Source organism: Pseudomonas sp. W17 (assembly GCF_040268305.1).
GTDB classification, from domain to species: domain Bacteria; phylum Pseudomonadota; class Gammaproteobacteria; order Pseudomonadales; family Pseudomonadaceae; genus Aquipseudomonas; species Aquipseudomonas protegens.
This window is the reverse complement of the sequence record NZ_CP158490.1, coordinates 2471759-2483974: the sequence shown is the minus strand read 5'-3', so window position 1 is coordinate 2483974 and position 12216 is coordinate 2471759. Positions and strand designations below refer to the sequence as shown.

Here is a 12216-nt window from a genome sequence, read left to right as displayed (position 1 = left end):
AGCTCTGCTGATCAGCTGAATCGGCTGTAGGACATTGGCTACGCGTGAACGACGCTCATGGCCTGGCGGAGGGCTTTTGCGTTCCACCGCAGGCTTGCCCCTCGGGCAACCTTGACGCCGGGAAACACCCCGTCGGCGGGGGCGACGGGGCCGTCGCAAGGGCTTGACCCAGAGCCTTGGCAAGGCCCTGGCAGGGCCATGATGTCCCGGTTTCCCCCTACAGACGCCAGGCAAAGCCATAGGCTTAAATCAACGCCCGGGAACTGGATCAGGTTCATCGGGAATCTGCCACGGCATGCCGCGGCAAGCGCGCGTCGATCAGCGATTTGTCTCGATCAAGGATGATAAGGATATGAGTCTGACCAGCAGTATTGCGAACATGGAAACCCCGCACTTCTACTTCGAACTGGGGCAGTTGATTTCCAGCTCCGGCCACCCGCAGTTCGCCAGCGAAATGCTGCAACTGGTGGACAAGCTGGTGCCACTGACCCAACTGGTGCTCAGCGAATGGACCCTGGACGAACGCCAGGCCAGCCCCCTGGCCATTACCCTGCTGGGGCGCGCCGGGCTGCACAAGGATCTGCCACTGCCGGAGCCACCGCGACGCCATGACCCGCTGCTGCAGCAGATGCTGGAAATGGACGACTCGCTGCTGATTCAAATGAATGCCCAGGCCCGCAGCGGCCCTTCCCGCACCACCGCGCACCAATGCCACCTGGTCTCGCGCAAAGCCAATCGCCGCTGTGTCATCGCCCTCTACCGGGCTCCCGACCAGGGCGGCTTTTCCCTGTCCGAACTGTCGTTTCTCAAGAGCCTGTCGCAGACCCTGCTGCCGTTGCTGGAACGCCACGCCCAGTTGCACCGGCAACAGGCCCTGAAGAACCTGCGCAGCTGGAGTGCTAAGCCCGCCGATGCCTTGCAGCAGACACCGCTGCAACGGGAGTTCGATGAGCGCCTGTCCCTGGGCGACATCACCCTCTCGGCGCGGGAGAAGGAAGTCTGCCTGGGGTTGCTGACCGGCGGCACCGTGCCGGAAATGGCCCAGCGCCTGAGCGTCAAGAACAGCTCGGTGGAAACCTACCTCAAGCGCGCTGCCGCCAAGCTCGGGGTCAGCGGCCGTCACGGGCTGGCCAAGTGGATGGTCGGCGCCTGAAACCGCCCGCACACCCCTGGCTGTCCGCCATCAGGATGTCCTTGTCACGAGGCTGATCAATGCGTAACTCCCCACTGACCCTGGCGGCCCTGGCCCTGGCCCTCGGCGGCTGCTCCCTGGCCCCGGACTACCAGCGCCCGACCGCTCCCGTGGCGCCCCATTACCCACAGGGCGCAGCCTTCGCCCCCGCTGCCGGCAACCCGGAGGCCGACTGGCAGGGACTGTTCCAGGACCCGTTGCTGCAGCAATTGATTCACAGCGCCCTGCAGAACAACCGCGACCTGCGGGTGGCGGCGCTGAATGTCGCGGCCTACCAGGCCCAGTACCGCATCCAGCGTGCCGACCTGTTCCCGGCGGTGAGCGCCGGCGCCTCGGGCAAGCGCCAGCGCCTGCCGGAACAGATGACCGGCAGCAAGGCACTGATCAGCTCCAGCTACTCCGCCAACCTGGGCATCAGTGCCTATGAGCTGGACTTCTTCGGGCGCATCCGCAGCCTCAGCCAGCAGGCGCTGATGACCTACCTGTCCAGCGAAGAGGCACGGCGCAGCGCGCAGTTGAGCCTGGTGGCCAATGTCGCCACGGCCTACCTGAGCTGGTGTGCCGACCAGGAGTTGCTGGAGCTGACCCGCAAGACCCTGGCCGCGGACGAACAGAGCCTGCGTCTGACCGCCCGCAATGGCAGCGCCGGCAAGATCTCGGCCCTGGACGTGGCCCAGGCCCGCACCAGCGTCGACAGTGCCCGCGCCAGCCTGGCCCGCTACCAGCGCCAGGTGGCCCAGGACCTGAACAACCTGACGCTGCTGGTGGGGGCGCCGCTGCCCGACGCCCTGCCCCGGCGCGGGCTGGCCGAGGGCATGCTGGCCCAGGTGCCCGCGGGCCTGCCCTCGGACCTGCTGCAGCGGCGCCCGGACATTCTCCAGGCCGAGTACCAGTTGCAGGCCGCCAACGCCAATATAGGCGCGGCCCGTGCAGCGTTCTTCCCCAGCGTCAGCCTGACCGCCAACGCCGGCAGCGCCAGCAAGGAGCTGTCCGGGCTGTTCAAGGGCGGTGCCGGGGCCTGGACCTTCCAGCCGCAGATCAACCTGCCGATCTTCAATGCCGGCAGCCTGCGGGCCAGCCTGGATTACGCCCGGCTGCAGAAGGACATCAGCGTCGCCCAGTATGAAAAGGCCATCCAGACCGCCTTCCAGGAAGTCGCCGACGGCCTGGCCGCGCGCCAGACCTTCCAGCAGCAACTGAGTGCCCAGCACAGCCTGGTGCAGGCCAGCCAGGACTACTACAACCTGGCCGAGCACCGCTACCGCATCGGCGTCGACAGCAACCTGGTGTTCCTCGATGCCCAGCGCTCGCTGTTCAGCGCCCAGCAAGGGCTGATCAATGACCGCCTGGCGCAGTTGCTGGCCGAGGTAAATCTGTTCCGGGCCCTGGGTGGTGCCTGGGAGGAAGACGCGCAGGCACCGAGCCTGGCCCGCGCCCAGACCTTGCCCTGAGCCACTGGCGATGGCCGGGTATCAGGGGGCTGGGGCGATGAAATGTTGGAGGGAATGCGGGGACCGGGGCCATGAGTGACCCACGCTGTAGAACCAACCCGGTCAGCCTGGGCAGTAGGCGAAACATGGACCGGGCAGGCAGGTACAGCCGTGTTGCAGCCCGCCCTGACCAACCACCGCCATTCAGCGTGTTGCCTGTGGTAGCTGGCCGGGCGAACAGGGAGCGAGTCTAGACAGCACCCTCCACAGCGTCTGTAGGAAAATTCTGATTTCAGGACGTTCCGAATCTTGCCGCGACACCGGATAAAGCACGCCCTTCGAAGGCCCTGCGACGGGGGTTGGCCGCGAGTGCCTAACGGGTGCCCGGCACCAGGTCGAGGATCTCGTCGATGCCCAGGCACCGCGGCTCCACCTCCAGGGTCCGGCCATGCTCGAGAATCCCCACCGCCACATCACGCATGGCCATGTAGGCACTGCGCAGCATGTGGTTGGCGTAGATCACCGCGTTGAAGCCGGCCCCCTCCAGCTCGTCGAAACTCAAGTGAGCGTAGCTGGTGGGCACACAGATCAGCGGCACCCGCGGGCAATGGCGACGGAACAACCGGGCGAACTCGAGGATCTCCAGGCCGTCCTTCTTGCGGCTGTGGATCATGATCCCGTCGGCGCCGGCCGCGACATAGGCCAGGCAGCGCTCGATGGCGTCGTCCATGCCCTTGTCGAGGATCAGGCTTTCACAACGGGCGATGATCAGCAGATCCTCGTGGCTGCGGTTGGCGCAGCCCACGCGGATCTTTTCGCAGAACTCCTCGATGGAGTCCTGGAGCTGGCTCACCGCGTTGCCGAACAGCGAGTTCTTCTTCAGCCCGCACTTGTCCTCGATCACCACCGCCGAAACCCCGGCCCGGTCCAGCATCTTCACGTGGATGGCGAAGTGCTCGGCCTTGCCCCCGGTATCGCCGTCGAAAATCATCGGCAACGAACACACATCGAAGATCTCGCGGATGCCGTGCAAGCGGTTGCTCGGCGAAAGGATCTCGATGTCCGGCAGGCCCTTGTGGGTCGAGTCGGTAAGGGAGCTGGACCAGATGGCGTCGTAGACCAGGCTCGGTCCGCTGCCCCGCTCCAGCCTGGATTGCTCCGCCAGCAGGGCGGAGATCGGGCTGTGGGCTTCAAGCACGCGAAGGCAGCGCTTGCGGCGCAGCAACTGGCTCAGGTTGGTTCGGCGAATATCAGCTTCCTGCATGGGATTCACACGCCTCTTGTGGTTGGGGAACACCGGGTTCGCTCAGGGGTGGGTCATGTCCAGGGCCACCACGTAGCGGTCGAAATCCGCCGCCGAGACATAGCCCAGCTGCTGGGCCACTTCCCGCAGCGACTTGCCCTCGTGGTGGGCGGTCTTGGCGATGATCGCGGCCTTGTCATAGCCGATGTGGCGGTTGAGGGCGGTCACCAGCATCAGGTTCTTCTCGATATTGGCCTCGATGCGCGCCCGGTTCGGCTCGATGCCCACCGCGCAGTGGTCGTTGAAGGCCCGGCAGGACTCGGCCAGCAAGGTGATGCTTTCCAGCACGTTGTGCACCATCACCGGCTTGTAGACGTTGAGCTGGAAATTGCCCTGGCTGGCGGCGAAGGCCACGGTGGCGTCGTTGCCGAAGACCTGGGTACAGACCATGGTCAACGCCTCGCACTGGGTCGGGTTGACCTTGCCCGGCATGATCGAGGAGCCCGGCTCGTTCTCTGGAATGTCGATCTCGCCGATGCCGCAGCGTGGCCCGCTGGCCAGCCAGCGCACATCGTTGGCAATCTTCATCAGGGCCATGGCCAGGGTGCGGATCGCCGCCGAGGTGTTGACCAGGGCATCGTGGGCCGACAGGGCGAAGAACTTGTTGGCGCAGGACTTGAACGGGTAGCCGGTGAGCTCGGCGATGACCCGGGCGCATTCGTCGCCGAACTGCGGATGGGAGTTGAGCCCGGTCCCCACCGCCGTGCCACCGATGGCCAGATCGTAGAGGCCGGTGAGGTTGTGCTGGATGCCCGCCAGGGCGTAGTCGATCTGCTCGACCCAGCCACCGATCTCCTGGCCCAGGGTGATGGGGGTAGCGTCTTGCAAGTGGGTGCGTCCGACCTTGACCACATCGCGGTACTGCTCGGCCTTCTCGAACAGCGTGTCGCGCAGCACCGAGACGCCCGGCAGCAGGGTTTCGAAGATCTCCGTCACCACCACCATGTACATCGCCGTGGGGAAGGTGTCGTTGGACGACTGGCCACGGTTGACGTGGTCGTTGGGGTGGATCGGCTTCTTGCTGCCCAGCTCGCCGCCGAGCATCTCGATGGCCCGGTTGGCGATCACTTCGTTGGCGTTCATGTTGGACTGGGTGCCGGAACCGGTCTGGAACACCACCAGCGGGAAATGCTCATCCAGTTGCCCGCTGATCACCTCATCCGCCGCCTTGACGATGGGCAGCGCAATGGCTTCCGGCAGCTCGCCGAGCTTGAGGTTGGCCAGGGCCGCGGCCTTCTTCAGGATGCCCATGCTGCGGATCATCGGCGCGCCCCACTGGAAGCGTGCACGGCCGATGGGGAAGTTGTGGATGGAGCGTTCGGTCTGGGCTCCCCAGTACTTGTTGGACGGTACCGAAATGGAACCCATCGAGTCGGATTCAAGACGCATGTGGGTAGTTCTCCAATAAATGAATGAGGGTCCGGCCTGCGGTGCCGGGCAGGCGCCCTGCCCGGCCTGGATGGCAGGCGCTTATTCCTTGAGTACGGAGGCCATCTTCTCCAGGTGCTGGCAGGCGCGCAGCACGTACTCATCGGACAGCGCAGCGATGCGCCGGTAGTTGACCTGCTGGCCGGTGGCCTGGGTGTAAAGCTTCAGGGCGTCGGTGGCGTGGCGGAAATGCCGGGCCTCGACGGCGCCGCAGTGAACGCTGAGGAAGCCGGCGATGCGGTTGGCTTCCCCGGCGGGGTAACCGCAGGATTCGCGCAGCCAGTTCTTCCACAGTGGCGTCATCAGGTTGTACTCGCCGGTGTTGAACAGCTCGGTCAGGGCCATCATCTCCAGGGCTTCCACCAGGTTCGGGGCCAGCGGGCGCTTCTCGCCGACCCAGGTGGAGAACTCCTTGGTGATGGGGTTCAGGTACTTGTCCTGCAGGCGCCAGTTGTCCGAGCCGCAGATGGCCGAGGCCATGCGGTGGTAGAGCTTGGAATGGTGGGGATGGCCGTGCATCTCACCCAGGCCGACGTCCTCGACGATGATCTCGCCGCAGTGCCGGGCCGCCTCCAGCAGCTTGAGCTTGTTGTCATCACCGGGCAGGTCCTCGGACTCCTGCAGCAGCCGCACGATGATGCTGGACACCGCATGGGCCGCGCCATCCGGGCTGCGCCAGCCGCAGAAGAAGGTGCACAGCGAGTCCTCGGACCACTTGCGCGAGGTCATGCGCTGGTAGGTCAGGCAGTAGCCGTCCAGCTTGTCGGGGTGGTTTTCAAAGCCCGTCAGCAGGGCCTCCACCAGGTTGCGGTCCTCGACATCCACCAGGGCCTGGTGCACGTAGCCGATGAACTCCTTGCGGGAACTCTCCATGTTTTTCTCCTGTAATTGTTCTTCACTTCACGGACAACAAGATGAACGACGCCGGCCCGGGCCTCGGCGGGCTCGGGAACGGGCTTGGTCCCCCTGGGGGCTGGGCTGCCGGGAGCCGCTTCAGTCGATGACGATCGCCGAGATGAACTGGGCGAAACGGCCCAGGCCTTCGATCAGTTCCTCATATTCCACGGCGTAGGAAATGCGGATGCAGTGGGGGTCGCCACAACCGGAGCCGGGCACCACCGCGATGTGCGCCTCGGTCAGCAGCAGGTCGGCCAGGTGATCCACATCGCGCACCGCTTCGCCGTGGTAGTAGCCGCCGAGCCGGGAAGAGACATCGATATACAGGTAGAAGGCGCCTTCCGGCGGCGCATAGCTCACCCCTTCCAGACGGTCGAGGTAGGTGCGTGCGGCGTGCAGCTGGCGTTGCAGGAACGGGTTGACCAGGTCGGCAAAGTGCGACGAATCGGCGTTCAGGGTATTGAGCGCGGCGTACTGGGACAGGCTGCTGGGGTTTGAGGTGGTGTGCCCCTGCAGGTTGTGCATGGCCGCGATCACCGGCGCCGGGGCGCAGGCGTAGCCGACCCGCCAGCCGGTCACCGCCTGGCTCTTGGAGAAGGAATCGATCAGCACTGTCTGCCCTTTCAATGCCGGGCACAGCGCCAGGATGTTGTGGTGCTCGTGGCCTTGGCGCACCAGGCCGCGATAGCACTCGTCAAACATCACCCACAGTTGCCGCTCCTGGGCCATCTGGGCGATGGCCAGCAGTTGCTCGCGTTCATAGACGGTGCCGGTGGGATTGTTGGGGGTGTTGATGACGATCATCCGGGTGCGCTCGGTGAGCGCGCCACGCACCGCGTCCACCGTCAGCCGATAGTGGTCGGCGCGGGTCTGGACGCACACCGGAGTGGCGCCGGCCAGGCGGATCTGGGTGGGAAAGGTTTCCCAGTACGGAGTCGGCACTATCACCTCGTCCCCGGGGTTGAGCAGCACCATGCAGGCGTTGTAGAGCGCCTGCTTGGCCCCGGCGGTGACCGCCACTTCATTGGCGGCGAACGCAGCCCCGGTGCGCTGGCTGACCCGTTGCGCGAGCTTCTCGCGCAGGGCCGGCAGGCCGATGGGCGGGGTGTAGCGATTGCGCGCATTGGCGATGGCTTCGATGGCCCCGGCGCGCATGTCCTCGCAGGCATCGAAGGACAATTCGCCGGCGGCGAAATTGATCACCTTGATCCCGCTTTCCTTCAGGGCGTTGGCTTTGCTGCGCATGCTCGAGGTGCCTGGAGCACTGAGGCCCAGCGCACGCTGGGACAAGGAAAAACGGACGGCCGTGGCTTCGCTGCTTGTCATTTTTGTACCTGCGAAAACAATCGGAAAACAGAGTGAACCGAGCCTGTACCCATGCGCCTGCGGCAACCTGGAAAGCTGGTCTAGGCTGGTCGTCTTACATTCTGATGACAGTCGCAAATAGCGGCCAATACTGTTTGCGTCGTGATTGATACTGGAAAAACAAGAAATGCTAGAGCTCCGTCGTCTGCGTTATTTCGTCACCGTTGCCGATGAATTGCACTTCGGCCGCGCCGCCCTGCGCCTGCGGATCGCCCAACCGCCGCTGACCCGGCATATCGCCGCCCTGGAGGCGCGCCTGGGCATCCGCCTGTTCGAACGCTCGACCCGCACCGTGTGCCTGACCCCGGAGGGTGAACTGTTCCTGCAGCAGGCCCGGGGGGTGATCAGTGCCGTCGGCGAGGCCGAGGCCACCGCGCGCAAGATCGCCCATGGCGCCATCGGCCGTATCGTCATCGGCTATGCCAGCTCGATTCCCCTGTCCAACGCTTTCTCCGAGATGATCCGCAACACCAGCCGCAGCCTGCCGGAGGTGGAGCTGGCGTTTCGCGAGGTGTCCACCGCCAGCCAGCGCCAGCAGTTGATCGATGGCAGCCTGGATATCGGCTTTGGCTGGGGGGCGCCCAACTTGCCGGCCCACGGTTTGCAGTCGCTGGTGAGTTCGCGCGATTCCCTGGTGGTGGCGGTGCCGTCGCGCAGCGCCTTCGCCGGCAGGAGCAGCCTGGGGTTTTGCGAACTGGCGGGGGAATCCTTCGTGACCTTTCCCAGCGCCTACGGATCGGCCCTGAACACCGCCCTGGAGGACCTCTGCGCCCACAGCGGGATCATCCCGCGCCTGGGGCCCACGGCGTCGCAGATGACCACCCTGGTGTCCCTGGTGGCGGCGGAGCGCGGGGTGGCCGTGGTGCCCGACTACACCGCGACCCTACAGCGTCCCGGGGTGGTCTATGTGCCGCTGGCCGAGCCCTATGTGCTGGAACAGACGGTCAGTTGGCGCACGCCCCTGGGGTCGCGCTGCCTGGAGCGCTTCGTCGAACTGGCCAGAACCCTGGCAGCGCCGCTGCCGGCCCCTGCCGCGGGGCCCGAATGGCGCCTGCGCGGCTAGCGCTCCACCAGCAAGCAGCAGGCCCGGACAATCTCGCGCCGGGCCTGCGCTGTCAGGGCATTGGCGGGACCTCAGCCGGGGCTGGGCAAGGACCGGGCGTCGGCGTCCAGGCCACGCTGCACGTACCAGGACAGCGGCAGGGTCAGCAGCAGGGTCGCGGCCAGGGCCATCACCGCCAGGGGAATCCCGGTGACGTCGCCGAGGCTGCCGAACAGCACCGGCGCCAGTGCCCCGCCGCCGATGGTGCCGGTGTAGAACAGCGAGAACGCCTGCTCGCGCTTGCCCGCCCCCGCCAGGTCCGGCACCGCGCCATAGAGCACCGACGAGGTGCCGTTCAGCGCCAGCCCCAGCAGCGGCAGCATCACCATCAACCCCACATAGGGCAGGAACACCGCCAGCACGATCAGGCTGGCGGTGGTGAACTCGGTGATCCAAACGGTCTTCATCATGCCGATGCGCGCCCCGAGGTAACCGCACAGCAGCTTGCCGAAAGCGCCACCGACAAACAGCAGGGTCAGGGCCAGGCCGATACCGGCGGTGCCGGCGCCCTTGGCCTTGAGCAGGAACGGCAGGAAGGTCAGAAAACCCATGCGTACCGCACTGTCCAGGGTGCCGGTGAAGATCAGTGCCCGCAGGCCGCCGACCGAGCCCTGGCCATTGACCGTCTTCGGCGCCTTTTCCTGCATGGCCAGGGTCGCCGCCCGGGACGGGATCAGCCACCACAGCGCCAGCGCAGCGGCCAGCCCCAGGAGGCCGATCAGGGTCACGCTGGCACGCCAGCTGATCACGGTCAGCAGCAGCCCCACCAACCCGGGAATCAGGGTCTTGCCGATGTCCCCGGCGAAGTTGTACTGGGACAACGCTTCCTTGACCCCGCCGCCAGCCTCGTGGGTATCGGTGATGATCGAGGACGCCAGCGGGTGCTGGGTACTGGCCCCCAGGCCGCCCAGCAGCAGCGCCAGAAGCAGCACCCCCAACCCCCCGGCCTGCCCCGCCAGCAGGTAGGCCAGCCCGGCCAGGGCAGTGCCACCCACCAGCAGGCGCTCGCGCCCCCAGCGCTTGGCTCCACGGCTGGCCAGCAACTGGAAGCCGGCCATCATCCCGGAATAGGCACCGCGCAGCAGGCCGATCTGGGCGTAGCTCATGGCGAACTGCGCCTGCCAGATCGGCAGCAGTACATAGATCACGTCAGTCAGGCCGTCATGCACCGCGTGGGCGCCGCAACCGGCCACCAGGGAACGGCGGCGCACCGACACATCGGACGCCGGCAATGCCTCCGGGGAGGCGTGATGTTTCAGGTCATTCATTGTCGAGGCAGGCTGCAAAATGAAAAGGAAGGGTCAATCAGCAACAGGATAGGCGAGCCTGGGTCAGCCACAAGCCCCGTTGCCGGGGCCGGGCCGGAGCCATCAACGCAACAGCTGGGCACAGTCGCGCATTACCCGAGCCTTGCGCTGCAGGTATTCGGCGAAGATTTCCCGCGCGGCCTGCGGGTCGACCCGCACCTGCATGGCATCGACGAACTCGTTGACCGCCGCCACCGCATGGGCGAAGTGATTGCTCTCGGTGCCGCCGGTGTGCACCGTGACCCAGGCCACGGTGGTGCGCGCCTTCTCTGCCGGCACCCCCATGTCGCGGACGAACCACTGCTTGTACAGCGGGTGGATGAACTCCACTTCGCCGTGGGTGTAGACCTCGTGGATCAGGGTGGTCAGCAGCCCCTGCAGCAGGTCGCGGTCACGCAGGCGGCGAAAATCCGTCCAGTCCTTGAAGCCCTGGGCCGAGGGCAAGCAGTTTTCCTTGAGCAGCCACTGGTCATCGCCGCAGATCGGCGTGGCCATGTTGTAGAACAGGTCCGAATGCAGGGTATTGCCCAGGGCGCCCAGGTCTTCATCGGTGATCCGCTGCAGGCTGCCGCAGGCCCGGTACAGGCCGTCGGCGGCTTCCGAGCCCTGCCCGGAGCGGGCCAGCAAGGTGATGCGGTTGGCCAGCCCGGACACACTGGTGGCGGAGTTGTTGGTCTTCGACCAGCTGGCGAAGAACTTGCGCAGCACCGCCGGCTCGTGGCGACGGGAGGTGAGCTTCTCGAAGGCATGCTCGATGTCCACCAGGGCACCCTCTTCGCTCCAGAACGCCTCGAACAGCGCATGCTTCAAGACACTGGCCGGCATGTCGTTCAACACAGGTTCGACAATCTTCAGCAACTGGCTCTGCCGGGTCAGTACGTTATTCATGGTCACCTCACGTATTCCTTGTTGGATGATGAATCTATCGGGTTGGACGGTTCGCGAGCCGCGACCGGGGTTTGGGGTTCGAGGGGCTTCCAGCCGCCCCAGGCAATCAGCAGCGACAGCAGTTGGAACAGCACGATCAGCGCCACGCAGCCCTGCCAGCCCCAGTGGCTCCAGAGCAGGGCCGGGACCACGGCGCCAAAACTGCCGCCCAGGTAGTAGCAGGTCAGGTACAGGCCCACGGCGCCGGCCTTGTTGTGGCGGGCGGTGGCGGTGGTAAAGGAGTTGGCGGCGGCCTGGGCCAGGAACACCCCGGTGGAACTCAGGGCCAGGCCCAACACGATCAGCCACAGCGACGGCAGCAGGGTCAGGGCCGAACCGCAGACCCCGAGCAACGCCGCAGCCACCAGCAGCTCGGCCTGGGGCCGCGACTTGCTCAGGCGCCCGGCGATGGGGATCACCACCAGGGCCAGCAGGAACACGCTGTAGATCGCGCCCAGGGCTGCGGCGCCCAGGTCGAACGGCGCCTGGCTCAGGTAGAGCCCGGCATAGGTAAAGGTGGCCACTTGCGAGAACAGCACGCAGAAGCCCACGCCGTAGGCCGCCAGCAAGGGCCGCCGGCACAGCTCGCGCAGGGCGCTGAGGCCGCCGGATGCCCGGGGCGCGGTCAGGGGCGGGTTGGCCGGCAGCAGCAAATGAATGGCCACTCCGATCAGCAGGCTCAGGCCCGCGAGCAAGGCAAAGGCTTCGCGCCAGCCCACGTATTCGGTCATGAAACCGGTGACAAAACGCCCGGCAAAGCCGCCCAGCACGGTGCCGGCGACATACAGGCTGGTGACTTCGGTCACGGTGCCGCCGCTCCAGCGGTCGCCGATGTAGGCCACGCTGGTGGCGAACACCACCGGGATCAGCATGCCCTCCACCAGGCGCCAGACCAGCAGCTGGGTAAAGCTGCCGGCATAGGCCGCCAGCCCCGCTGGCACCGCCAGCAACAGCGCGGCCACCACAATCACCCGGCGCTGATCGAAACGCCCGGTAAAGCGGCTGACAAAGGGCGCAGTGAGGGCCACCGCCAGGGTGGTGACGGTGATGCTCCAGCCGGCTTCCCGGATGCTCACCTGAAAGCTCTGGGCAAATTCCTGGAGAATGCCCTGGGTCGCATACAGGTTGAGAAATGCCGCACAACCACACAGAAACAGGGCGATGCGCGCACAATGCTGACGCGAATTCATGAAACCTCTCGTTTTATGACCAAAGGCCTTTATAAAATACGTCGCCAAGCCAAGACCAATACCGAATTCCGACCG

At 65.8% G+C, this 12216-nt stretch carries 10 protein-coding genes; 3 read left to right on the top strand and 7 right to left on the bottom strand.

Features of this window, described 5'->3' with window-relative positions:
* The first annotated feature begins 352 nt into the window (after window positions 1–352).
* Together ABCR88_RS11690 and ABCR88_RS11685 are read left to right on the top strand one after the other, a co-directional pair.
* A complete protein-coding gene (locus tag ABCR88_RS11690; protein ID WP_041117082.1) occupies window positions 353–1153 on the top strand; it encodes a helix-turn-helix transcriptional regulator in 801 nt (266 codons plus the stop codon).
* 59 nt (window positions 1154–1212) lie between these two features.
* Window positions 1213–2643, top strand: a complete 1431-nt coding sequence (locus ABCR88_RS11685) for an efflux transporter outer membrane subunit (RefSeq protein ID WP_350023856.1) — start codon at window positions 1213–1215, stop codon at window positions 2641–2643.
* Between the two features lie 352 nt (window positions 2644–2995).
* Here ABCR88_RS11685 and aepX read toward each other — a convergent pair whose 3' ends face one another.
* The 4 genes from aepX to ABCR88_RS11665 all read right to left on the bottom strand — a co-directional run bounded on the left by aepX (window position 2996) and on the right by ABCR88_RS11665 (window position 7576).
* On the bottom strand, window positions 2996–3886 hold the full coding sequence (aepX, locus tag ABCR88_RS11680; protein ID WP_011060442.1) for a phosphoenolpyruvate mutase: 891 nt from the start codon (window positions 3884–3886) through the stop codon (window positions 2996–2998).
* Window positions 3887–3928: 42 nt separating this feature from the next.
* The gene (gene fumC, locus ABCR88_RS11675) at window positions 3929–5314 is read right to left on the bottom strand and encodes a class II fumarate hydratase (RefSeq protein ID WP_350404577.1); all 1386 of its coding nucleotides are present in this window, start codon (window positions 5312–5314) and stop codon (window positions 3929–3931) included.
* Between the two features lie 81 nt (window positions 5315–5395).
* Complete coding sequence (locus tag ABCR88_RS11670; RefSeq protein WP_015634930.1) at window positions 5396–6226, bottom strand: hypothetical protein; 831 nt, start codon at window positions 6224–6226, stop codon at window positions 5396–5398.
* 120 nt (window positions 6227–6346) lie between these two features.
* Window positions 6347–7576, bottom strand: a complete 1230-nt coding sequence (locus ABCR88_RS11665) for a pyridoxal phosphate-dependent aminotransferase (RefSeq protein WP_015634929.1) — start codon at window positions 7574–7576, stop codon at window positions 6347–6349.
* A 166-nt stretch (window positions 7577–7742) separates the two neighbouring features.
* On the opposite strand from ABCR88_RS11665, the gene ABCR88_RS11660 reads away from it, so the two are divergent.
* Entirely contained in the window at window positions 7743–8678 is a 936-nt protein-coding gene (locus ABCR88_RS11660; protein ID WP_011060438.1) for a LysR substrate-binding domain-containing protein, read from the top strand.
* Between the two features lie 71 nt (window positions 8679–8749).
* Here ABCR88_RS11660 and ABCR88_RS11655 read toward each other — a convergent pair whose 3' ends face one another.
* The 3 genes from ABCR88_RS11655 to ABCR88_RS11645 all read right to left on the bottom strand — a co-directional run bounded on the left by ABCR88_RS11655 (window position 8750) and on the right by ABCR88_RS11645 (window position 12141).
* Window positions 8750–9985 (bottom strand): MFS transporter, encoded by a 1236-nt coding sequence (locus ABCR88_RS11655; protein ID WP_350404576.1) that lies wholly within the window; start codon window positions 9983–9985, stop codon window positions 8750–8752.
* Window positions 9986–10087: 102 nt separating this feature from the next.
* Window positions 10088–10912: a hypothetical protein gene (locus ABCR88_RS11650; RefSeq protein ID WP_011060436.1), complete on the bottom strand. Its 825-nt coding sequence runs from the start codon at window positions 10910–10912 to the stop codon at window positions 10088–10090.
* Between the two features lie 2 nt (window positions 10913–10914).
* Window positions 10915–12141 carry an MFS transporter gene (locus tag ABCR88_RS11645; RefSeq protein WP_011060435.1) on the bottom strand — a complete coding sequence of 409 codons (1227 nt, stop codon included), beginning with the start codon at window positions 12139–12141 and terminating at the stop codon, window positions 10915–10917.
* Between the last annotated feature and the right edge of the window lie 75 nt (window positions 12142–12216).

Excerpts from the sequence above, each read along its gene's own strand:
- ABCR88_RS11670 (WP_015634930.1), bottom strand. The coding sequence starts at position 6,226 with ATGGAGAGTTCCCGCAAGGAGTTCATCGGCTACGTGCACCAGGCCCTG.
- ABCR88_RS11690 (WP_041117082.1), top strand. The coding sequence starts at position 353 with ATGAGTCTGACCAGCAGTATTGCGAACATGGAAACCCCGCACTTCTAC.
- ABCR88_RS11650 (WP_011060436.1), bottom strand. The coding sequence starts at position 10,912 with ATGAATAACGTACTGACCCGGCAGAGCCAGTTGCTGAAGATTGTCGAA.
- ABCR88_RS11665 (WP_015634929.1), bottom strand. The coding sequence starts at position 7,576 with ATGACAAGCAGCGAAGCCACGGCCGTCCGTTTTTCCTTGTCCCAGCGT.
- ABCR88_RS11660 (WP_011060438.1), top strand. The coding sequence starts at position 7,743 with ATGCTAGAGCTCCGTCGTCTGCGTTATTTCGTCACCGTTGCCGATGAA.
- ABCR88_RS11645 (WP_011060435.1), bottom strand. The coding sequence starts at position 12,141 with ATGAATTCGCGTCAGCATTGTGCGCGCATCGCCCTGTTTCTGTGTGGT.
- ABCR88_RS11655 (WP_350404576.1), bottom strand. The coding sequence starts at position 9,985 with ATGAATGACCTGAAACATCACGCCTCCCCGGAGGCATTGCCGGCGTCC.
- fumC (WP_350404577.1), bottom strand. The coding sequence starts at position 5,314 with ATGCGTCTTGAATCCGACTCGATGGGTTCCATTTCGGTACCGTCCAAC.
- aepX (WP_011060442.1), bottom strand. The coding sequence starts at position 3,886 with ATGCAGGAAGCTGATATTCGCCGAACCAACCTGAGCCAGTTGCTGCGC.
- ABCR88_RS11685 (WP_350023856.1), top strand. The coding sequence starts at position 1,213 with ATGCGTAACTCCCCACTGACCCTGGCGGCCCTGGCCCTGGCCCTCGGC.